The sequence below is a fragment of the Acinetobacter legionensis genome (assembly GCF_048552295.1).
Taxonomy (GTDB): Bacteria; Pseudomonadota; Gammaproteobacteria; order Pseudomonadales; family Moraxellaceae; genus Acinetobacter.
The window spans coordinates 25,672-46,456 of the sequence record NZ_JBIMCW010000032.1 but is presented as its reverse complement, the minus strand read 5'-3'; the positions used below and the strand labels follow the sequence as shown (position 1 = coordinate 46,456).

Below are 20,785 nucleotides of genomic sequence, written 5' to 3'. Positions count from 1 at the left end.
CTCAATTCGAAATCTTAACAACTTAATCAAGTGCCTGATTTATCAGAAGTTTTATTTAACATCACCGCCGATGGATGTGCATTCTACAGCATTCCATAACCAACACAACCCCTTTTTTTAATTATTTTTCATTTTATCTATCACTTGCTTATTTATTCTTCTAAAACAGCACTTTTTCTTTAAAAATCTGCTTTTTTGCATAAAAACACAGCAATAAAAAAACCAATACCCCCATCGTACATTTGCTAAAACAACTAAAACGCCCTCTTGTATGCCCTTAGCATTGTTATAAATGCAATTTAATAGAGATACGGCGATTAAAATCTATATAAGGAGATAGATCACTTTTATCATTGAATAGAAGCATCGAACGATTCCCGATAAAGAGATCAATATCTTGTCCTAACTCAAACAATACTTAGACTCGCTAAAACCAACGCGATAAAACTCACTCTATAAAACCAACTCTATAAAATCGGGTTCTATAAAACCAAGCTCTATTTGTATTTGGATGTATGTCTATATCAGTCGAGTACAATCTATGAATCCCCCTCCCCCCATTAAATAATTTTCCTAAAGTGAATTGGGGTTGGCACCTTGCTCTAGATAAGCCAAGATCATCAAAGTTAATTCTTTTTTTAGCTGCTGTTCTGAAATTAGAAAATTATTATGACTGACATAACGCATCATGGTAAAAAGCGTACTATTGATAATCACAAAGGATTTATTTTTAAGTACTTCAAAACTCCAATGATTAAAAAAACGGCTAAACACATACAATCCCACTTCATAGAAATGCTTTTCTAACACTTTTGCTGCTTCTGAGTCGTTATAGCCATGCCAATGTTTAAGCACTTCAATAAAAAAACCGCCATCGGCTTTCATCATGTCAAAACCGAATTGAAGACTAAGTGGAATGATTTCTTCTAAGCTCAATCCTTCTTGGCTAATTGCAATCTGTTTCAACGCAAGCCCCAGTTGCTCACTTTTACGACTTAAAAGCTCCTGAATAATTTCTTCTTTATTGCCAAAATACTGATAGATAGAACCGACACTGACACCTGATTTTTCTGAAATTTTGGGTGTAGTGACGTTGATTAAGCCATATTCAGCAACACATAATTGAGTTGCTTCTAAGATACTATCTACGACATTCCGAGCACGTTGTTGTTGTGGTTGTTTTCTCATCTTGCGGTTCACTCCAAAATGCGAATTGAATGCGAATAATTATTCATATTAGAGTTTGACTAAACAATAATCAGGTCGTGCTCAAAATGCAAACATTAATTAAGCCACAACGCCTTGCCTCATTTGAGACCATGGCACAAACAAATATGAAGTCTAAGCTTTTTTATTATTTTACAGACCAGCAGTTACAACCCAGTTATGACGAATATCTTTCACTCAATCGTGCCTTACAGACTGGTGATATCGCGATGGACAAAGTTATGAATTGGGTGATGACCAATCCGAGACAAAATAGAAAACTTTTTGAAACAGCCTTGTATCAAGGTTTGGATAAACTTCCCAATGAAATCCCTGAATTAACTGATTTTTTTAAAATGGTTGAACAAGCACCGACTTGGCTTGATCCAGCTAAAATTGAAACGGCGATCAAATTTACTCATCGTTTAGGGACAAATAGCACTTTTATTCTACGTGATGTGGCTTTAATGACGGGTTATCAATACCCTGGTTTTAATCAACCGTTAATTATGACGGGTGCTTTACATAAATATGCTGGAAAACGCTTAGCTGAAACCCACAAATGGTGGCTTGATGTCAATCAACAAGATAGCTTCTCTCGTTTTAACAATGGTTTTACTTCAACCATTTATGTGCGTTTTATTCATTCGTTGGTACGCCATCAACTCAATAAATCCAAAGACTGGGATAACGATATTTGGGGAGCACCGATCAATCAATATGATCAAGCCATGACCAACATTGCATTTAGTGCGGTGTTACTTCTCGGTGTCAGAGCCATTGGCATTTTTCCAAGCAAGACCGAATCAGAAGCCATCATGCATTTTTGGAAATATACGGGCTGGTTAATGGGAGTAGATGAAAAATGGCTAGTCAGCAAAGAGTCTGACGCATGGAAACTACTGCAATGGATGAATTATGCCCACCCTAAGGCCGATGAAAGTAGCAAAGCTTTAGCCATCAGCTTATCCAAAGAGCCTTTTGAACGACACTACAAACACTTCAATTCCTTTTTGCAAAAAAAGGCCTATCAAAATCATTTGGATATTACCCAGTTTTTTATTCGGCAACGTAAAATGAAAAACCTAGGACTCAAGCCACGTACTTTGGCTTGGTATCCGCTTTATTTAATTGCAAAAAATACCCTGCTCTACCGTAGTGCTAAGCATATCGACAAACTGGATCAATATTTACAACAGAATGGTCGTGCAGAACAAGAATATGCACTCAAACTTTATCAAAATGCCGGGAAACAATTAGCAAGTATGCATCAGTAAGATCTACCCAGCAAACGCACTTCATCATCAAATAGAAACACTCGAAAAAATAAGGGGAAGCCAATTGGCCTCCCCTTGTTTCACATTACATGACTTCGCGTCACATTACCCATTGATCAATGAGAATGCGTTGCTTCAGAAGCCGAATGATCCATGTTTGGCATACTTTCATGACTCATCTTAGACATATCATGTTGCTGAGCTGCATTCTGTTTTTGGCTTGGCATATAGTCAGGCTCGTTGGTAATCGCCAAATAGAAGATTCCCATAAAAATACAGCTTAAAATAATTGCGATTATCAGCAATTTCCATCCCCAAAACGATTTTTCAGGTGACAACTTATTACTGTCATTACTCATAGAACATCCTCATATTTCTGTAAAAATTCAGTTTTAAATCAATTAAAATTTCATACTAATACGAGCCCAATAATTACGCCCTGTATTATTAAATTGTTGAGTACCGACTTGACCATCCGCACCTACACCCAATTTGTTTAAATGCTCGGTATAGGTTTTATCTAAGACATTGTCGACACCAACAGCAAGATTTAGATCTTTTTGAATGTTATATGACGCATTCAATGCCAAGGTGGTAAAGCTTTTACTTTCACCAGTGTCATAACCCACGATATTACCTTGATTTAAGCTAATACGATCTTGTTTCGCCACTGCACGCCATAATAAACCTAAAGAATATTTATCTTGAACATAACGTAAATTCAAACGACCTTCTAAAGGTGCAATTTGCGGTAATGGTTTATGTGTATCGGTATTTTCGCCCCATGCATACATTGCACTTAAATCCGCTTGGATCGCATCAGTAAATTGATAACCGATCCCTACTTCAGCACCCGCGATAGTTGCATCGACATTTTTTGCCCCAGCACTGAATGAAGAACCGTGATCATGCCCACCCATTCCAGCTTTTGGATGATTATGATAACTTAATAAAATAAAGTCATTAATCAACCCTGCATATGCTGATGTCCATACACTCAATGCATCATGTTGGTATTGATAACCGAGATCCAACTGTAAAGTTTTTTCAGTGTTTAGATCATTAAACGTCGGTTTAGACATACCAGTATTACCATGTGCAGTACTGAATAGCTCCCAATAATCAGGAACACGCTCCACATAACCCAAACCAATATAAGATTTGGCATTATGCTCAGGATATTGATTTTCTAAACGAATAAATGCACTTGGCAAAGTTTCTTTACGTTGATCATTCAGTTTTAAGGCATCAATTTTAACTTGATCGATACGTGCACCTGTCACCAACTTATAAGCATCATTGAATTGATAGGTCATTTCTCCGAAAGCACCATAAGATTGGAAGCGCATATCCTCTCTAAATGCAACATTCATGGATGGCATGGTGGGTGATGACATACTGCCACCATGTTTGTTCAGCTGAGAATCCACCCCAGTAATTAAACTGAGCTTGTCCCATTCACTGGTCATGGCTAAACGACTATTTAAAGTACGGCGTGTCACCTGCATTGCCATTGGATTCGACACCATTTGATGTGTATTCATATCATGTGTCATTGGTGGTGTACGTAAACTAAAGTTATCCATAATATGGTCGTTATAACTATAGTTCACTTGCCCTTCGAGCTTTTTAATCACAGGGCTTAAATTCTTCTTTTCAACACGTAAGCCTAGGCTTTCACGTGCAAATTGAGAACCATCCATGGTTCGGCCTGCGTATTCAGCCTCACCATCAGCTTTACCACCCGTCAGTTCAACCCATGTATCTTCATCGGGTGTCCAGCCTAAGGCTAAATCGGTATTCCAGCGCTCCCAAGAAGAAGGCACTTTATGACCATCACCATCCTCATAGCTGTTTGACTCAGAACGATTGGCATTGATACGCATATATTTTTTACTGTCACCTACAGCAGCTTCAATGTTGTGATCCAAACGTCCAAAAGAACCGACTAAAACACTGGCTTGACCTTGATAATTTTTATCATCTGTTAAGGTTGGTTTTTGACGTTCAAAAATCACCGTGGCTGCTGAACCTGTATTGGCATATTGGACTGTCTGAGGTCCTTTTACCACCGAAATACGGTCAAAACTTTCAGGTTGAATATACGACGTAGGTGCATCCATGCGTGCTGGGCATGCACCTAAATTTTCGGTACCATCCGTTAAAATTTTAATCCGTGAACCAAACATGCCGCGGAATGTGACATCTCCATTGGTTCCACCGCTTTTAATCGAATTAAAGCCTGCAATACTTTGCAAATAATCAGCACCATCTGTGGCAGGTACAGGTTGAATCGGCTGTTTTGGATCAGCATGAATAATCAAACCATTGGCATCATTATTTAACTGTGCTGTAACCACGATTGGAGCAAGTTGAGATGCATGTTCCTGATCGTGTGCAAACGTCGCTGTAGAATAACAAGCAACACAAACCGCAGCCGCTAAAGGCTGTAAAAAGAATTGAGGTTGAGCCATTTTCTTTCTCTTAAATCATAAATTAAACAAGGCTGGAGTCAATGAAGACCCTAAAAATTAAGTTTTTGATTTATGCAAAAAGTGGCGGGGCTCGCCCTTGGGGAAGTAAAAACAAACGTTGCAATACAAAATAGACATGTCGAAATGCTTTTTGAAATGCAACCAGTCGCACTTGAATACGATCTAATATTTCTTTGACTTCAAGTTCAGGAGGTAAAACCAGATTGCCATAGACTGTACAGTATTGGCACTGGTGACCCGCATCATGATGATGTGAACTTGGTTGCTCTGGCGCTGCATGTTCAGCATGGGCCAATAGATGGTCATGACTGGCAGCTTCATGTGCAGAAGATGCAGATTGATGTTGATGATGGGTGCTATGTTGATGCTTTTCGTAGAAATGACTTTGTACTAAAGCTTGAGTAATAGTTTCACAGACCGGCGCAATTTGATATTGCTTCGGTAGCAAAGGCTGTAAAAATACAGCAATCTGTAAAAAAACTGCGGTAAAACCGAGCAGTAAACCTATTCTCAACAAAACGTTCGTCTCAACATTTTCGAGCCAGAGTATAACAAAGCCCAAACAAAATTGGGCTTTGTATTGCAGGAAAATTTTAAAAGTTTTTAAAATTCAACTGACTCAGATCAACGTTTTGCTGGAACTTTTTGCTTTTCACGCTGACGAACCACTTTTTCCACTTTTTCACGCGCACGTTGACGCTTTAAAGGGGATAAGTAATCCACAAATAATTTACCGTTTAAGTGATCCATTTCATGTTGAATACATACCGCCAATAGATCATCCGCTTCGACTTCAAAAGCTTGACCTTCAAGGTTAATTGCTTCAATTTTAACTCGTGACGGACGCTCAACTTTATCGTATATTTGAGGAACAGAAAGACAGCCTTCCTCATAAGATAAGGTTTCTTCTGTAAGCGGTGTTATTTTGGGGTTAATGAACACCATAGGTTGGTCTTTGTCTTCAGACAGATCCATTACGATAAGCTGAATATGCTGATCGACCTGTGTAGCAGCCAGACCAATACCTGGCGCTTCATACATGGTTTCAAACATGTCTGCTGCTAACTGGCGAATTTCATCAGTTACCACATCGACAGGTTTTGCAATGGTGCGTAAACGGGGATCAGGAAAACTTAAAATAGGTAATAAGGCCATACTGTACCCTCTGTTGCTATGCCATTGATCTTAAAACTAAATGAAGAATATGCTTCATTAAAAAAATGTGTGTAATATGCGTATTATAACGCATATAGAGACATAATTTTAGGAATTATGATAATGAAAAAGGTTTTAACTGGCATAACGAACTTTCATGCCAAGGGGTTCAAGAAACAATTACTTGCTGTGACACTATGTTTAAGTGCAGGATTCACTTACATGGAAATCACACACGCAAGTCCAAACACCAATCCGCCCGCACTTAAATCCAGTGCACCCAATGTCTATGTGGTGAAACGTGGGGATACTTTATGGGATATTGCAGGGAAATTTTTAAGCAAGCCTTGGCGCTGGCCTGAAATCTGGGCAAGCAATAAGCATGTTAAAAATCCACATTGGATTTATCCTGGCGATAAATTATTGTTGTGTACTTTAGATGGTCGCCCACTGATTGGTGTAGATGAAGGTGATGGTTGTGATGGAATTATTCGTCGTCATCAAGGTGGGACATCTTTACGCCCTCAAATACGCGTTGAATCCTTAAATAATGCGATTTCAGTGATTCCATTATCAGATATTCAACCATGGTTAGAACACAGTATTGTGGTCAATCCTGAATCTTTACAGAACATCCCTTATACCATCGGCGCTGCTGATAATCGTGTGATTACGGGTGCAGGACAAACCGTTTATGCGCGTGGAAATGGCTTAGTCGTGGGTCAACGTTATGGGATCTATCGTGAAGGCAAACCTTATACTTTCCTCAATGCTGAAGGCAAAAAGTTTAATGCGGGCATGGAGTTAACTGAGGTTGCTTCTGCAACTGCGGCGGCTGGTGAAAATGATGTCACCACCCTTGAGTTAACCAAAAGTTATAATGCTGAAGTGCGTAAAGGCGACTATGTCCTACCAAGCTATGATGCCGAATTGCCAAGTTTGTTCTATCCAACCACCACCAATGAAGTCACCAATGGCGGTAAAGTGGTTCGTGTACAAGGTTCAATTGGTACAGCAGCGCAATATAGTGTAGTCACCATTGACCGTGGGAGCTTACAAGGTGCTAAACCTGGACAGGTCTTTAGTATTTACCAACAAGGTGAAACAGTCCGTGACCCAAAAACCAAAGAGTCTGTGAAATTACCAAGTCAAAAAATTGGTACGCTGATGATCTTTAAGAGTTTTGATCACCTCAGCTATGCCTATATTTTGGAAAGTAATTTACCAATTAAAATGGGTGCTGAAATTAAACCGCCTGCAATTGCAGATAACTAAGTTTTTCATGATGTGATTTAAATATGTTGAAGCAGATATCCAATGACCAATATGATGCCATCAGACTTTGGTATTTGGTTCAACATTCGCTCAGCGCTTTTCGTAAATTAGAAACACACTTTGGTTCTATCACAAAAGCGCTGCAAGCTGAAAATTTAAACCGCTGGTCTGAAGCCAAAATTCATAAAAACCATCTTGAAAGAGCCAGTGAATTTTTCACTGCGCTTGGGCAATCCAAATTTCAAGTTTGCTTCGATAAAATTCAACAACATACAGATTTTATTCTTTTAGATACCGACCCTCATTATCCTCAACAACTGTTACCTTATCCTGATCATCCGCCAATTCTATTTGGTAAAGGTGCATTTCAGAATCTAAGTCAACCGCAAATCGCCATCGTGGGTAGCCGAAAGCCTAGTCCGCATGGCAAACAAGTGGCTTATGATTTTGCTTACTATTTGAGTGAAAAGGGCTTTTTTATTACCAGTGGCCTAGCACTGGGAATTGATGCCGCTGCACATATGGGTGGGCTAAAACACCATCGAACCATCGCGGTGATCGGCACAGGCTTAGATCTGGTTTATCCTAGTCAAAATAAACAGTTACAAGAACAAATTTTGCAGCATGCAGGAACAATCCTGACTGAATACCTACCAGAAACTCAGCCTATTCAGCGCAATTTTCCCTATCGAAATCGAATCGTGAGTGGTTTGAGCTTAGGTGTTGTTGTCGCAGAAGCACAACTGGGTAGTGGTTCACTGATTACGGCGCAAGCTGCCGCAGAACAAGGTAAAGTGATTTTTGCAATTCCAGGGCATATTTATGGAGAGCATCATCAAGGATGTCATCAGCTCATTCGTGAAGGGGCCATTCTGGTTGATCATCCAGAACAAATTGTTGAAGATTTAGCACTTCCCACCCAATGGCATTGTGCACAACAGTCTGAATCACGTTCCCCAATGCCAGAAATTCCCGAGCATTTATTTAAGCTGTATCAGTTACTGGATTGGATTGGGCAAGACTTAGATACGCTTGCTCAAAACGCAAATTTAGACATTGCACAACTCACAAGCGATCTTATGGAATTAGAACTTTTGGGTTACTGTATTCAACAATCTGGGCTGTACTTACGTTGCCGAGTCAGTTATTAAGGTTCACAATAGTAGCTTATTCCACGAAATGGCAAGGTAAACATAGATGATTACAACCTCAGTTGCTGAAGCTGCACAAATTCTTCAACAAGGTAAAGTCTTGGCTTATCCAACAGAGGCAGTATGGGGTTTAGGCTGCGATCCGTTCAATGAACAGGCTTTTTTAGAAATTTTAAGGCTTAAACAACGCCCTATAGAGAAAGGCGTGATTTTATTGGCAGGACAACTCTCACAAGTTGAGCATCTATTAACAGAAATTGACCCTATTATTCGTGAACAAATCATTCAATCATGGACGCAACGCTCTAGAACAGAACGGGCAACAACTTGGCTACTTCCAGCTGATGATAAAATTCCACAATGGATTAAAGGCCAACATGCTCAGGTTGCAGTTCGTGTAACCAACCACCCTTTGTGCATTGCCTTATGTAATGCCTTTAATGGTTTTATTGTGTCGACCAGTGCAAATTCGGCAGGTTTAGAACCGGCAAGATCTTTACAACAAGCCAGTCAATATTTTGGTTCTGAATTGAATTATTTAAATGGTGATCTTGGTTTAAGTCGCGAGCCAAGCAAAATCATTGACGCATCTACAGCACAAGTGATTCGCGCTTAAGCACTTTAAAATATTCAATCAATCATGAACTTAAATATTGCCAATAAAAAGGCAAAAAAAAACTCAGCCACATATAGGGTTGGCTGAGTATAAAAAAGGATGCGTTAAACACATCCAGAGGGTATGAAAAATTCAGTGTAGAACAATTTAATTAAGAAATTCTTAATTCGCTACGATGAAAATATTATCCTATAAATTTTTTTTGAATACAAATATATTCTTCTGAACAAGATCTGTTCATTTAAGTGAATTGCAAATAACTGGAATTTCAATAATAAAACTAAGTGTTTAAATTTGTTTTACTATTTGCATTTTTAACAGGTAAATCACTAATTCAAAAACAAATTTTGCTCAGATTTAATACTTTAAAAGGGTAAAAAATAAGTTTTTAAATGAACATTTTTCACCCAAAATACTTTGAATTTTAACTCAATAATGTACTTTTTTTGACACTAAGTGACTTTTTTTGTGCCAATGCAATTCCCACTAAAATGACAATACCACCGATGGTATGCGACATCGTCCAAGCCTCATGCAGCCAGAAGTAGGCAATGATTGCAGTAAATACTGGCATTAAATTCATAAAAATGCTGGTTCGATTTGGACCTAGATATTGTACAGCCATCATCCACAATAAAGGCGCAACAAGAGAAGGTAATATACCCGCATATAAAACGCTGGCGACATTGCCTTGGTTAATCGCATCAATGCCATAATAAAGCACAAACGGTAAATGGTAGACCAAGGTCAACGCAATTTGCACATAGAGGCTCAGCAGTAATGGAACTTTCAATTGCCATTTTTTTAGAAAGACCCCATAAAAAGCATAAAAGAACACGGCCAAGACCATGATCAAATCACCAGAGTGCCCTGCCAATTGAGTCAAGTTGCTAAAATCCCCTCGGCCAATCACATACAGCAAACCGAGAAAAGACAAGATACTGCCGACAACAGCGAAGCGATTGGGAATTTCACGTAAAATAAGGATCGAAACAAAAATGGTAAATACCGGAATAAAGGCGTTGATAATGCCCATATTGGTTGCTGTGGTGTAATGCGCTGCACTATAGGCCAAGCCTTGATACAAGAACATACCAAAAGCACTCAGCACCACAAATTGCATAAAATGTTGTTTAACCAAATGACGTTGCTTCCACACTTGGGGCAACATAAATGGAGTCAAAATAATAAATGCCACTAACCAGCGATAAAAGCTAATACTGACAGGTGAAATATAATCCGAAACATAACGTGTAACTGCAATATTCATTGACCAAATCAATACTGCAATGATCGGTAAACTGATTGCCCACCACATGGGTTTTGAATTGCTATACATAATTTTGACTGTCGAATAGGATCTGAAAATGATTATCGATGAAGTCGGAATAAATTTAAATATGGCATTTCAGACATCTATAGGGCTTTTCAGACAAATGCTATTTTATGCGTTTTTAAAATTAGAATAATTCCCAAGTTTTGATTGCTAAAGTCACCACACTTTGTAACTGTTCAGCACTAACCCCATCACGGGCTTGCATGGTTAAACCTTGGATCACCGTTGAATAATAATCTGTCATCGCTTGAATATTGGCGTGTGGGTTTAAGTCACCTTCTTTGACACCCTGTTGCAAACGTTGGTAGATATTTTCTTTGACTTGTTGTCTTTTGAGCAAAAGATCATGCTGAATCGGTGCATGTTCTTGTGAACAATTCATGGTTGCGGTCACCAACATACAACCTGTCGGTTTATTCTGTTGAACCAGTTTTTTGAGGTTTTCATACAAATAAATTTCAATAGCGATTTTTGCTGTTTTGGCTTGTTGAAAAATAACTTCCAAAGGACATGCCTCATGCTTTAAGTAGTATTCCAAACAGGCATGAAACAGCTGTGATTTATCACCAAAACTACTGTAGATACTGGGTGCAGTAAGATTTAAGGCTTTGGTTAAATCGCTCATCGATGTGGATTCATAGCCATATTCCCAGAACAACAACATGGCTTTTTGTAGCGCTTGTTGTTCATCAAAACATTTAGGACGACCACGCCCACGCTTAGGTGCTTGTTTTTCAGCGACTAAAGCATGTTTTTCAGAATCAGCCATAACTTTCACATATATTTTTATAACGAACATTATTAAATTAATTGACAACACAAAATTAATCAAATATTTTATTTTTATAACGATCGTTAATGAATTAAAAAATACCTCCATATGCTTTCGCTTTACAGCAGGAATATATCTTCATGAATATGATGCAATCAGAAGTTTCTGAACCACAGCCCTCTGAGATTCCCCCCAGTAGCCAAGGGAGCTGGTTGGCGCTATTAACCGTTGCAATTACTGCTTTTGCTTTGGTCACCAGTGAGTTTCTCCCAATCGGTGTACTCAACAATATTTCCAGTGATTTGCATGTATCTGTTGGTACAGCAGGTTTGATGATCACCCTCCCAGGCATCATGGCCGCCATAGCAGCACCACTCCTTCCGGTTCTAGTCAAAAATTTAGATCGGCGTTACTTACTTCTGGCACTGTCTGCAACGATGGTGTTTGCCAATGCCATCACTGCAATTGCATCAACTTTTGAAATTTTATTGCTGAGCCGTTTCATTCTTGGATTTGCGATTGGTGGATTCTGGGCGACTGCGATTGCCTTAAGTGGTCGTTTAGCACCAACCCATTTACCTATTGCGAAAGCAACAGCAACTGTCATGGCTGGGGTAACTTTAGCCACTGTTCTTGGTGTACCGATTGGGACATGGTTAAGTGATGCATACGGCTGGCGAACATCATTTGGAATTACCTCCGCCATCGGCTTCGTTGTTTTACTATTGGGAATTAAATTTATCCCGAGTTTAAAACCAGAGTCTGCCATTCATTTTAAAGACTTACCTGCATTGCTAAGAATCAGTAAAGCCAGACAAGGTTTGATTATTATTTTGTTGATTGGTTTAGCTCATTTTTCATCATATAGCTATCTGACCCCGTTCTTTAAAAATTCAGCAGGCTTTGACAGTGCTACCATCAGTTCACTACTGTTATTATTTGGTATCGCAGGTATTTTTGGGAATGCTTTTGCTGGTTATAGCGGTAATTTGAATGTGCGCTATACCTTTGCATTCGTTGCCATCTGTTTTGCGGTTGTATTCTTTGGCTTTCCTCTATTTGCCATTCATCCATCAGGCGCCTTCATTCTTACAGCGCTTTGGGGTTTTGCATTTGGTGCATTTCCAACCACTGCCAATATTTGGATGTTCTTACACGCCCCTCAAGCCGTAGAAAAAGGCATGCCCTTATTTGTTGGTTTCTTCCAAGTGATGATTGCAACAGGTGCTTTAATCGGTGGCTATGTTGTTGACCATTTTAATGCCAACATTTTATTGTATAGTGTACTGAGTTTTATTCTTTTGGCCTTTATTTCAATCTTCACGTTGAGTCGTGGATTAAATAATCCCAAAGCTGAAAACACTGCCATCCAATGTGAGAGTTAAGTCTTTTCAACTATGTATTCAGCGCTGATTTCTGTAGAAGAATTTTTCTACCAAAAGCATGATGTAGTGACACCCCATTCAAATTTATGGGGTGATTTTAATTTGAGTTTAAATGGGACTTTAGAACTCAATGTCGCAGAACAAACCTATCTGTCTCCACCAAGTTATGGTTTGTGGATTCCACCGCAAACCGAACATTGTTGTACAGCTGTGGATGATCAACTGACGCATTACATCTGTATCCGTATTCATCCTCAGCTTTGTCAAAGCTTATCCCAAAGCACAAAGACTTTAAGTATTCGCCCCTTTTTACGTCATACCATTGAAGAAGTTTTAGAGCAGCAGAAACAAGGGATTCCATCATCTCCCTATTATCAACACTTATTAGAACTGTTGGTCGATCAAATCCAAAATAGTGTGTGTTATGAGCATTATTTACCGCAAACCAACCACCCCACACTCAAGCCTATTCTTGAGCATTTGTCGGATACAACACGCTTTCCCCAAAGCCTTCAAGAAATACTCGATACTTTCCAAATTACTGAACGGCACGCACTTAGACTTAGCCAAGAGCACCTTAAACTTTCGCTGTCTGAATGGCGTAATCGCGCCAAGATTATTTATGCAATTTCATTGATCCAACAAGGCATTTCAATTAAAAAAATTAGCTTAGATCTCGGCTATCAACACACGTCTAGCTTCATTGAGTTTTTTAAACGTTATACCCATCAAACCCCAGCACAAATGCGAAATCTTTAAGATTAGGACATTTTTCAAACAATCTATTTCCACTTTATTGATAAGTTTATATACAAAAATACTATGGAAAATTGCCTTAAAATTGTGCATTTTGCATCTTATGCTCTAGATTAAGCATATAACTTTTTGAATTTGTATATATTACCGTCAAATTCATAAGAATTTTAAATAATGAAGGGTTCGAATAAATGAAAAAATTACTACTAGCTACACTATGTGCTTCAGCGTTTGCTTTAACTGCATGTGATAAAAAACCAGCTGATTCAGCTTCAGGAACTGAGAGCAAACCTGCTGCAGCTGCGGTTTCTTTAAGTACCAACAATACTGCTGATATCAAAAGCGATTTAACTGCACTTCAAACAATGTCTACAGCGAAAGCTAAAGAAGCATTGAACTTCCAAACAGAAGTGATGCAAGCTGCACAAAAGGGTGATAAAGATGCACTGAAAGGTGTTGTCGATAAAATGAAAACTTATGTGGACGGTTTCAACAAAGATCTTGATGGTTTAGCACTTAAAAGTACTGAAGTTGCATCTGTACGTGACAAAATGAAAGAGTCAAATAACCTAGGCGTTGAAATGTCTGAAGCTGGTTTAGCGACTTCACCAGATCCACAAAAAATCATGGAACTACAAAAGAAAGGTACTGAGTTACAACAAAGCCTGTTAACTGAAATGCAAGCACTTCAAGCCAAAGCAAACGCTGCACCATAATCGATTAAATTTGATGCAGTTTTTAAAAGCAGATCCCATGATCTGCTTTTTTTATTACACTTATATACAAATGTAACTTGCTGAAATCTTGGAATATCGCTAAAACATTAGACATATTTCTAATCACTGTCTTTTGATTTTTAAGGATACCCCTATGAGCAATTCCGTTTATGACATCCCAGTCAATACCATCAAAGGTGACGCGACAACCTTGAATCAATATCAAGGTAAAGTTCTTTTAATCGTTAACGTTGCATCTAAATGTGGCCTTACTCCACAATATGAAGGTTTAGAAAAACTATATACTGAAAAGAAAGATCAAGGTTTAGAAATCCTCGGCTTTCCGGCAAATAACTTTCTTGCGCAAGAGCCTGGAACAAATGATGAAATCGAGCAATTTTGCTCTTTAACTTACAATGTCGACTTCCCACTTTTTGCTAAAATTTCAGTTGCAGGTGATGATAAGCATCCACTTTATGACAGCTTAATTCATGCAATCCCTGAGCGTATTGGTGAAGGCCCTTGGTGGAAAGACTTAGTCGATTATGGCCTAACACCAAACCCAAAACCTGAAGTCCTTTGGAACTTTGAAAAATTCTTAATCGGTAAAAATGGTGAAATCGTGGCACGTTTTGCACCAGATATCACTGCTGATGATCCACGAATTACATCTGCGATTGAAGCTGAATTAGCAAAATAGATTGAGCATTAAAAGCACTATGCTTTAAATAAATTTTTATATTTTGCAGTTTTGATCGAAAATTTTATATTTTCGATCAAAATCCCTCTAGCTTTATTCACAATTTAAAATTTCAACCATCTTCAATAGCGTGCTAAAAATGCATTCTTTTTTGCTTTTGCTTGAGTAGAAATGAATCTCTAAAGTTACAGACTGTATGCCCTTTGCAACAATCCTCAATCTCTACACTTTTGCAAATTATAGTGAATTCATAACCGATTAAATTACTTTTGGACAACGATGAAAAAGCTTTTACAAGGTGCGGTTTTGCCTTTTGTTATTTTTATTTCTGGCATGTTACTGCTAGGCTGTAATCAAGCCGCTGAACAATCACGTCAACAAGATGGCGCTCAAGCGATTGAAACTGCGCAAATGAGTGAAAATACATCCGACTCAAATAATAATAATCAATCAACAGCAAAAAGCACTGAGGATTTAAAACAAGGCAATATGTTTTATATCGCACGTGATGTTGCCAACGTACAGCTGAAAACTGGTGATTATGTTGAAAAATTACAGCAGACCCAAGCTAATTTACAACAAGCCATACAATCACAAAATCAAGCTGAGCTGCAACAATCTGTCAAAACATTGACTCGTGAACTACAAGGCTTTAACACAACATTGATTTCATTAGATTTAAAAAGCCAAGAGATTGATGGTATCCGCCAACAAGTGCTACAAGCCAATAAGCAAGTGCTTAACTCAGCACTGTTAAACGGTGATTTAGACATTTCAAAAGTTGATTTTAAGAAAATCGAACAACAAATGAATACCATCCAATTAGATATGCTTAAACTCGCAGGCATGATGATTCCTGGATCAAATACAGAGCAAGCCACTGAACAGCGTTAATTAGATTTGAACAGATCAGCCTTGGCTTGGCTTAGCGACATTACATGATCGATCTTGTCCTAGCGCGCGTTTAGCATCTAACTTAAAACGAGCTTGAGCAGACTTATAACTTGCGGGTAAAAATAGCGTTAAACGGGTTTTATTCTTTCCAATGGATTCCACCAAGGTTTTTGATAAATACGCCCCACCCTCTGTACGGGTAAACAAGGTTCCCATTTCTAAATCTCGTTCTAGTCGATTGTCGGTAAAGACAAAATCTTTTTCGCCAGTAAAGGCAACACATTGCCCATAGGCCACTTTCAAATTTTTAAATGCGACAACATAATCGATATCTAATTCTGTTTCTAAACCATTTGCCACTGAATTTGCCACCAAACTTGCTTCAGTGGGTGCATTTGGTGTAGTGACAAATTGACTTTGACATGCTGAAACAGCACTCAGTAGAAGTATTGAAAATAAATACCGACATTGAACTAATTTTTTCATTTTAAGTTTATTGGTTTTCTACAACAATGAATGGATTGTAGCAAAGTTCATGAACATGATTTAATAGCAGATTAAGCGTATTTTTGTAGTGTTTCATGCAACTGATTTTATTCACAGGCGTACAAGCTTCGGGTAAATCTACTTTTTATCAACAGTATTTTTACCATACACATCTACGTATCAATCTCGATATGCTAAAAACACGCCATCGTGAAAAGATACTGTTTGAAGCAGCTATAGCCTCTAAAACCAAAATCGTGATAGATAACACCAACATAAGCAAAGCCGATCGAGCCCGTTATATTCAACTTGCCAAAACTGCTGGCTTCGAGATCATTTCATATTATTTTGAAACGGATCTAGACAGCACTTTACAGCGTAATGCACAACGTGAGGGTAAAGCCAATATTGCTGAAAAAGGCGTTAAAGCCACCTTTTATAAATTAGAAGTCCCTAATTGTTCAGAAGGTTTTGATGCGCTGTTTAAAGTAAATATGATAGAAAATAATGGCTTTTCAATTACTCTCATAATTGAATAAAAAATTTAATCTTGAGCCAACCGCCATGTTTTAAATGCGGTTTGCATCTGTTGTTGTATTTCTTTAGGTACCTTACGAGCGGCTATATTGGAAAAATCTCCACGATAGGTTTCAGCCACAATTGAATTTGCCAAATCTTCGATCGCAATTCGACCTTTGTTCTGATACGCCAGAATTTCTACTTCGGTTAAATAAATATCCCAACATGAAACAACAGAACTCATATCTACGGCTATACTGAGATAGTAGTCATCTTGCGTTTGATACAGTTCCCAAAATTGCGCTTGTTGGTCAATGAGGTGCATTGTCTTCTATATATCCTTTTTTATTGTTTAGATTATGCTAAAACTAGTCAGTGATGAAATATAACTTTAGCATGAGAACAACGAAGAAGTTTAACCATGAGATTTGATGATCTAGATACACGATTACGTGTTTATGAAACAGCTTATGATTTCTGTGTACCACCAGAACAATATATCGTTGTGCGTTTGGATGGACGTGGCTTTACCAAACTCACCAAAGATATTTGGAAATTTGAAGCGCCCTTTGACCTTCGTTTTAGGGACTTGATGGTCGAAACAACAGCTCACTTAATGCAATGTGGTTTTAATATTATTTATGGCTATACACAAAGCGATGAAATCTCCTTACTGTTTCATTTAAAAGATGACAGCTTTAATCGTAAAACACGAAAAATTATTTCTATTTTAGCCGCAGAAGCCAGTGCAAAATTCAGTGTATTACATGGTGAGATGGCAACTTTTGATGCTCGAATTTGTATACTGCCCAATGCAAAAACTGTTGAAGATTATTTTCGTTGGCGTCATGAAGATGCTCATCGCAACGCACTCAATGCACATTGCTATTGGATGTTGCGCAAGGAAGGAGAAAATGTAAAAAATGCAACCGACCAAGTAAAAGGATTATCTCGCCAAGAGAAGCATGATTTACTCTTTAGCCGTGACATTAACTTCAATGAATTGCCATCATGGCAAAAGCGTGGCACAGGTTTATATTGGACAGAAATTGAAAAAAGTGGTTTTAATCCGAAAACTAAACAGTCGACAGTATCAACTCGTCGACACATTTTTAAAGACTATGAATTACCTTTGGGAGAGGATTATAGTCAATTTATACAAACACAATTTTTATTGGACACTCCCCAAGGATAAGTTTCTAGCATGATGAGTTGTTATAAATTTGAATCATCCATACATTAATTGCATAAAAAAACCACCCTCGCGGGTGGTTTTTCAATCTCAAACTGCGTCTTATAGCGCGCGGTTTTTGATTTTGCGGATGGTTTCCAACTGAGCAGCAGTTTCTGCAAGAGCAGCCAAAGCAGCAGCAGAGTCCAAATCGCTTTTTTGATTTGCAAGCAATTGTTCAGCATTTTTACGTGCTTCAAGAATTGCAGCTTCATCTAAGTTGTCAGCACGAACTGCAGTATCTGCAAGCACAGTAACAACATGCGGTTGAACTTCTAGAACACCACCAGATACATAGATTAACTCTTCTGTACCGTTTTCAAGCAGAACGCGAATTGCGCCCGGCTTGAGCAAAGTGACTAACGGAGCGTGACCAGGCATGATACCCAATTCACCGCCAGCACCTTTTGCGATAAGCATTGTCACAGTGCCTGAGTACAAAGACTCTTTAACACTTACAACATCACATTGCATAGTCGACATGTGAATCTCCTAAATTAGAGTTGCTAATTAAAGCTTCTCGGCTTTAGCGATCACTTCGTCAATACCACCAACCATATAGAACGCTTGTTCTGGGATGTGATCGTATTCACCAGCTAGAAGACCTTTAAAGCCACGAATTGTTTCTTTAAGTGGTACAAGTTTACCAGGAGCACCAGTAAACACTTCAGCTACGTGGAACGGTTGAGAGAAGAAACGTTGGATTTTACGCGCACGGTAAACAATCAACTTATCTTCTTCTGCTAACTCGTCCATACCCAAGATTGCGATGATGTCTTTAAGCTCTTTATAACGTTGCAATACGTTCTGTACAGAACGTGCAATTTCATAATGCTCAGCACCAACAACAAGTGGATCTAACTGACGTGAAGTAGAGTCAAGTGGATCGATCGCTGGGTAAATACCAGAAGATGCGATGTCACGGCTCAATACTACAGTTGCATCTAAGTGAGCAAATGTAGTTGCAGGCGATGGATCTGTTAAGTCATCGGCAGGTACATATACCGCTTGGATAGATGTAATCGAACCAGACTTAGTCGATGTAATACGTTCTTGAAGAACACCCATCTCTTCTGCAAGCGTTGGTTGGTAACCTACTGCAGATGGCATACGACCTAAAAGAGCAGATACTTCAGTACCAGCCAATGTGTAACGGTAAATGTTGTCAACGAACAACAATACGTCACGGCCTTTACCGTTTTCATCTTTCTCATCACGGAAGTATTCAGCCATGGTCAAACCAGTTAACGCTACGCGTAAACGGTTACCCGGTGGCTCATTCATCTGACCGTAGACCATTGCTACTTTGTCAAGAACGTTAGAATCTTTCATCTCGTGGTAGAAGTCATTACCTTCACGAGTACGCTCACCAACACCAGCAAACACAGATAAACCTGAGTGAGCTTTCGCGATGTTGTTGATCAATTCCATCATGTTTACAGTTTTACCAACACCGGCACCACCGAATAAACCAACTTTACCACCTTTAGCAAACGGGCAAAGTAAGTCAATGACTTTAATACCAGTTTCTAAAAGGTCAGTAGAAGCAGCTTGTTCAGCATAAGAAGGTGCTTGACGGTGAATCGGCAAACGCGCTTCAGTCGCAACTGGACCAGCTTCGTCGATTGGGCGACCAAGAACGTCCATGATACGACCTAAACATGCAGTACCTACAGGTACAGAAATAGGTGCACCAGTATTAGATACGTTTAGACCACGTTTAAGACCTTCTGTAGATCCCATTGCGATGGTACGAACTACACCATCACCAAGTTGTTGCTGAACTTCTAAAGTAGTTTCAGTACCGTCAACTTGGAGAGCGTCATAGATCTTAGGAACGCTATTGCGTTCAAACTCGACGTCGATAACCGCGCCGATGATCTGAATGATACGACCGCTACTCATTGCTGTCTCCTCAATTCAAAATAATGTTAAACGGCAGCGGCACCACCAACGATCTCAGAAATTTCCTGAGTAATCGCGGCTTGACGCAGCTTGTTATAAATGAGTTGTAGGCTCTTGATAAGATCACCTGCGTTGTCAGTTGCAGCTTTCATTGCAACCATACGAGCAGACTGCTCACATGCGATGTTTTCAATCACACCTTGATAAACCATAGACTCAATGTAACGAACCAATAAACCATTTAAAAGCTCTTCAGCTTCTGGTTCATATAGATAATCCCAACCATATTGACGGTTAAGATCCTCGTCCGTATCAGCCGCAGCTAATGGAACAAGTTGTTCGATTTTTTGGTTTTGAGTCATGGCATTGACAAAGCCGTTTGACACAAGATAAATACGATCTAACTCGCCTTTATCAAATGCATCTAACATCACCTGTACAGAACCAGTTAACTGTTCAAGACTTGGAGCATCACCTACTTGCGTAGTTGCGCCAAGTACTTTACCGCCGTAGTTTTTAAAAAACGAAACCGCTTTTTGACCAATTAAAGCAAATTGAACTTCAATTGACTGCTCTTGTTGCTGTTGTACGTGTTTTACCACTTTTTTGAACAAGTTAATGTTCAAACCACCAGCAAGACCACGATCTGAAGAAACAATGATATAGCCAACGCGTTTTACAGGGCGTTCAACCATATAGCGATGTTTGTATTCAGGATTCGCTTGGACCAAATGAGCAATTACACGGTGCATATTTTCGGCATACGGACGGCCCTGAGCCATGCGCTCTTGCGCACGACGCATCTTAGAAGCTGCTACCATTTGCATCGCGCGAGTAATCTTTTGCGTGCTCTTGATACTAGCTACTTTGGCGCGAATTTCTTTTAAATTTGCCATACGCTTAACCTAGT

23 protein-coding genes are annotated in these 20,785 nt (G+C 39.0%); 11 read left to right on the top strand and 12 right to left on the bottom strand.

The window, feature by feature from the left end; translation table 11 throughout:
- Positions 1-573: 573 nt before the first annotated feature.
- Positions 574-1,188 carry a TetR/AcrR family transcriptional regulator gene (locus ACG916_RS18785; RefSeq protein WP_419330686.1) on the bottom strand — a complete coding sequence of 205 codons (615 nt, stop codon included), beginning with the start codon at positions 1,186-1,188 and terminating at the stop codon, positions 574-576.
- A gap of 86 nt (positions 1,189-1,274) precedes the next feature.
- Between ACG916_RS18785 and ACG916_RS18780 the strand changes: the two genes are divergently transcribed.
- Positions 1,275-2,483, top strand: coding sequence for an oxygenase MpaB family protein (locus tag ACG916_RS18780; protein ID WP_419330688.1), 1,209 nt, complete (start codon positions 1,275-1,277; stop codon positions 2,481-2,483).
- Between the two features lie 116 nt (positions 2,484-2,599).
- On the opposite strand, the gene ACG916_RS18775 is transcribed toward ACG916_RS18780, so the two are convergent.
- From ACG916_RS18775 to def, 4 genes are all read right to left on the bottom strand, one after another.
- Positions 2,600-2,842 (bottom strand): hypothetical protein, encoded by a 243-nt coding sequence (locus ACG916_RS18775; RefSeq protein ID WP_056518382.1) that lies wholly within the window; start codon positions 2,840-2,842, stop codon positions 2,600-2,602.
- A gap of 42 nt (positions 2,843-2,884) precedes the next feature.
- On the bottom strand, positions 2,885-4,957 hold the full coding sequence (locus ACG916_RS18770) for a TonB-dependent copper receptor (RefSeq protein ID WP_419330689.1): 2,073 nt from the start codon (positions 4,955-4,957) through the stop codon (positions 2,885-2,887).
- A 70-nt stretch (positions 4,958-5,027) separates the two neighbouring features.
- A complete protein-coding gene (locus tag ACG916_RS18765) occupies positions 5,028-5,495 on the bottom strand; it encodes a DUF2946 family protein (protein ID WP_419330691.1) in 468 nt (155 codons plus the stop codon).
- Between the two features lie 107 nt (positions 5,496-5,602).
- Positions 5,603-6,133 carry a peptide deformylase gene (gene def / locus ACG916_RS18760; protein ID WP_004723400.1) on the bottom strand — a complete coding sequence of 177 codons (531 nt, stop codon included), beginning with the start codon at positions 6,131-6,133 and terminating at the stop codon, positions 5,603-5,605.
- Positions 6,134-6,256: 123 nt separating this feature from the next.
- On the opposite strand from def, the gene ACG916_RS18755 reads away from it, so the two are divergent.
- Genes ACG916_RS18755 through tsaC form a run of 3 tightly spaced genes read left to right on the top strand, consistent with a single transcriptional unit; the run spans position 6,257 to position 9,175 of the window.
- On the top strand, positions 6,257-7,408 hold the full coding sequence (locus ACG916_RS18755) for a LysM peptidoglycan-binding domain-containing protein (protein WP_004823724.1): 1,152 nt from the start codon (positions 6,257-6,259) through the stop codon (positions 7,406-7,408).
- Between the two features lie 23 nt (positions 7,409-7,431).
- On the top strand, positions 7,432-8,559 hold the full coding sequence (dprA, locus tag ACG916_RS18750) for a DNA-processing protein DprA (protein ID WP_419330693.1): 1,128 nt from the start codon (positions 7,432-7,434) through the stop codon (positions 8,557-8,559).
- A gap of 46 nt (positions 8,560-8,605) precedes the next feature.
- A complete protein-coding gene (gene tsaC / locus ACG916_RS18745; protein ID WP_096735350.1) occupies positions 8,606-9,175 on the top strand; it encodes an L-threonylcarbamoyladenylate synthase type 1 TsaC in 570 nt (189 codons plus the stop codon).
- A gap of 424 nt (positions 9,176-9,599) precedes the next feature.
- Here tsaC and ACG916_RS18740 read toward each other — a convergent pair whose 3' ends face one another.
- Together ACG916_RS18740 and ACG916_RS18735 are read right to left on the bottom strand one after the other, a co-directional pair.
- Positions 9,600-10,493 (bottom strand): DMT family transporter, encoded by an 894-nt coding sequence (locus ACG916_RS18740; RefSeq protein WP_004823721.1) that lies wholly within the window; start codon positions 10,491-10,493, stop codon positions 9,600-9,602.
- A gap of 142 nt (positions 10,494-10,635) precedes the next feature.
- A complete protein-coding gene (locus ACG916_RS18735; protein ID WP_004823720.1) occupies positions 10,636-11,280 on the bottom strand; it encodes a TetR/AcrR family transcriptional regulator in 645 nt (214 codons plus the stop codon).
- 149 nt (positions 11,281-11,429) lie between these two features.
- On the opposite strand from ACG916_RS18735, the gene ACG916_RS18730 reads away from it, so the two are divergent.
- The 5 genes from ACG916_RS18730 to ACG916_RS18710 all read left to right on the top strand — a co-directional run bounded on the left by ACG916_RS18730 (position 11,430) and on the right by ACG916_RS18710 (position 15,734).
- Positions 11,430-12,668 carry an MFS transporter gene (locus ACG916_RS18730; protein ID WP_171077806.1) on the top strand — a complete coding sequence of 413 codons (1,239 nt, stop codon included), beginning with the start codon at positions 11,430-11,432 and terminating at the stop codon, positions 12,666-12,668.
- 12 nt (positions 12,669-12,680) lie between these two features.
- Positions 12,681-13,427 carry a helix-turn-helix domain-containing protein gene (locus ACG916_RS18725; protein ID WP_004723409.1) on the top strand — a complete coding sequence of 249 codons (747 nt, stop codon included), beginning with the start codon at positions 12,681-12,683 and terminating at the stop codon, positions 13,425-13,427.
- A 188-nt stretch (positions 13,428-13,615) separates the two neighbouring features.
- Positions 13,616-14,140 carry a PM1805 family lipoprotein gene (locus tag ACG916_RS18720; protein WP_004823717.1) on the top strand — a complete coding sequence of 175 codons (525 nt, stop codon included), beginning with the start codon at positions 13,616-13,618 and terminating at the stop codon, positions 14,138-14,140.
- 154 nt (positions 14,141-14,294) lie between these two features.
- On the top strand, positions 14,295-14,840 hold the full coding sequence (locus ACG916_RS18715) for a glutathione peroxidase (protein WP_419330694.1): 546 nt from the start codon (positions 14,295-14,297) through the stop codon (positions 14,838-14,840).
- A gap of 279 nt (positions 14,841-15,119) precedes the next feature.
- Positions 15,120-15,734 (top strand): PM1805 family lipoprotein, encoded by a 615-nt coding sequence (locus ACG916_RS18710; RefSeq protein WP_419330696.1) that lies wholly within the window; start codon positions 15,120-15,122, stop codon positions 15,732-15,734.
- 15 nt (positions 15,735-15,749) lie between these two features.
- Here ACG916_RS18710 and ACG916_RS18705 read toward each other — a convergent pair whose 3' ends face one another.
- A complete protein-coding gene (locus ACG916_RS18705) occupies positions 15,750-16,220 on the bottom strand; it encodes a hypothetical protein (protein ID WP_419330697.1) in 471 nt (156 codons plus the stop codon).
- Between the two features lie 95 nt (positions 16,221-16,315).
- Here ACG916_RS18705 and ACG916_RS18700 point away from each other — a divergent pair, with 95 nt between their 5' ends.
- On the top strand, positions 16,316-16,759 hold the full coding sequence (locus ACG916_RS18700) for an ATP-binding protein (protein WP_270386159.1): 444 nt from the start codon (positions 16,316-16,318) through the stop codon (positions 16,757-16,759).
- Between the two features lie 5 nt (positions 16,760-16,764).
- On the opposite strand, the gene ACG916_RS18695 is transcribed toward ACG916_RS18700, so the two are convergent.
- Positions 16,765-17,064, bottom strand: coding sequence for a hypothetical protein (locus ACG916_RS18695; RefSeq protein WP_270386158.1), 300 nt, complete (start codon positions 17,062-17,064; stop codon positions 16,765-16,767).
- A 96-nt stretch (positions 17,065-17,160) separates the two neighbouring features.
- Between ACG916_RS18695 and ACG916_RS18690 the strand changes: the two genes are divergently transcribed.
- Positions 17,161-17,934 carry a tRNA(His) guanylyltransferase Thg1 family protein gene (locus ACG916_RS18690; RefSeq protein WP_004823707.1) on the top strand — a complete coding sequence of 258 codons (774 nt, stop codon included), beginning with the start codon at positions 17,161-17,163 and terminating at the stop codon, positions 17,932-17,934.
- A gap of 99 nt (positions 17,935-18,033) precedes the next feature.
- Here the strand turns inward: ACG916_RS18690 and ACG916_RS18685 are convergent, their stop codons facing one another.
- From ACG916_RS18685 to atpG, 3 genes are read right to left on the bottom strand one after another with little or no spacing between them, the layout of a single operon-like run.
- A complete protein-coding gene (locus tag ACG916_RS18685; protein ID WP_004823705.1) occupies positions 18,034-18,453 on the bottom strand; it encodes a F0F1 ATP synthase subunit epsilon in 420 nt (139 codons plus the stop codon).
- Positions 18,454-18,480: 27 nt separating this feature from the next.
- Entirely contained in the window at positions 18,481-19,875 is a 1,395-nt protein-coding gene (atpD, locus tag ACG916_RS18680) for a F0F1 ATP synthase subunit beta (protein ID WP_004723420.1), read from the bottom strand.
- Positions 19,876-19,901: 26 nt separating this feature from the next.
- Positions 19,902-20,771: a F0F1 ATP synthase subunit gamma gene (gene atpG, locus ACG916_RS18675; RefSeq protein ID WP_004723421.1), complete on the bottom strand. Its 870-nt coding sequence runs from the start codon at positions 20,769-20,771 to the stop codon at positions 19,902-19,904.
- Positions 20,772-20,785 lie beyond the last annotated feature (14 nt).

Excerpts from the sequence above, each read along its gene's own strand:
- ACG916_RS18785 (WP_419330686.1), bottom strand. The coding sequence starts at position 1,188 with ATGAGAAAACAACCACAACAACAACGTGCTCGGAATGTCGTAGATAGT.
- ACG916_RS18780 (WP_419330688.1), top strand. The coding sequence starts at position 1,275 with ATGCAAACATTAATTAAGCCACAACGCCTTGCCTCATTTGAGACCATG.
- ACG916_RS18775 (WP_056518382.1), bottom strand. The coding sequence starts at position 2,842 with ATGAGTAATGACAGTAATAAGTTGTCACCTGAAAAATCGTTTTGGGGA.
- ACG916_RS18770 (WP_419330689.1), bottom strand. The coding sequence starts at position 4,957 with ATGGCTCAACCTCAATTCTTTTTACAGCCTTTAGCGGCTGCGGTTTGT.
- def (WP_004723400.1), bottom strand. The coding sequence starts at position 6,133 with ATGGCCTTATTACCTATTTTAAGTTTTCCTGATCCCCGTTTACGCACC.
- ACG916_RS18755 (WP_004823724.1), top strand. The coding sequence starts at position 6,257 with ATGAAAAAGGTTTTAACTGGCATAACGAACTTTCATGCCAAGGGGTTC.
- dprA (WP_419330693.1), top strand. The coding sequence starts at position 7,432 with ATGTTGAAGCAGATATCCAATGACCAATATGATGCCATCAGACTTTGG.
- tsaC (WP_096735350.1), top strand. The coding sequence starts at position 8,606 with ATGATTACAACCTCAGTTGCTGAAGCTGCACAAATTCTTCAACAAGGT.
- ACG916_RS18740 (WP_004823721.1), bottom strand. The coding sequence starts at position 10,493 with ATGTGGTGGGCAATCAGTTTACCGATCATTGCAGTATTGATTTGGTCA.
- ACG916_RS18735 (WP_004823720.1), bottom strand. The coding sequence starts at position 11,280 with ATGGCTGATTCTGAAAAACATGCTTTAGTCGCTGAAAAACAAGCACCT.
- ACG916_RS18730 (WP_171077806.1), top strand. The coding sequence starts at position 11,430 with ATGATGCAATCAGAAGTTTCTGAACCACAGCCCTCTGAGATTCCCCCC.
- ACG916_RS18725 (WP_004723409.1), top strand. The coding sequence starts at position 12,681 with ATGTATTCAGCGCTGATTTCTGTAGAAGAATTTTTCTACCAAAAGCAT.
- ACG916_RS18720 (WP_004823717.1), top strand. The coding sequence starts at position 13,616 with ATGAAAAAATTACTACTAGCTACACTATGTGCTTCAGCGTTTGCTTTA.
- ACG916_RS18715 (WP_419330694.1), top strand. The coding sequence starts at position 14,295 with ATGAGCAATTCCGTTTATGACATCCCAGTCAATACCATCAAAGGTGAC.
- ACG916_RS18710 (WP_419330696.1), top strand. The coding sequence starts at position 15,120 with ATGAAAAAGCTTTTACAAGGTGCGGTTTTGCCTTTTGTTATTTTTATT.
- ACG916_RS18705 (WP_419330697.1), bottom strand. The coding sequence starts at position 16,220 with ATGAAAAAATTAGTTCAATGTCGGTATTTATTTTCAATACTTCTACTG.
- ACG916_RS18700 (WP_270386159.1), top strand. The coding sequence starts at position 16,316 with ATGCAACTGATTTTATTCACAGGCGTACAAGCTTCGGGTAAATCTACT.
- ACG916_RS18695 (WP_270386158.1), bottom strand. The coding sequence starts at position 17,064 with ATGCACCTCATTGACCAACAAGCGCAATTTTGGGAACTGTATCAAACG.
- ACG916_RS18690 (WP_004823707.1), top strand. The coding sequence starts at position 17,161 with ATGAGATTTGATGATCTAGATACACGATTACGTGTTTATGAAACAGCT.
- ACG916_RS18685 (WP_004823705.1), bottom strand. The coding sequence starts at position 18,453 with ATGTCGACTATGCAATGTGATGTTGTAAGTGTTAAAGAGTCTTTGTAC.
- atpD (WP_004723420.1), bottom strand. The coding sequence starts at position 19,875 with ATGAGTAGCGGTCGTATCATTCAGATCATCGGCGCGGTTATCGACGTC.
- atpG (WP_004723421.1), bottom strand. The coding sequence starts at position 20,771 with ATGGCAAATTTAAAAGAAATTCGCGCCAAAGTAGCTAGTATCAAGAGC.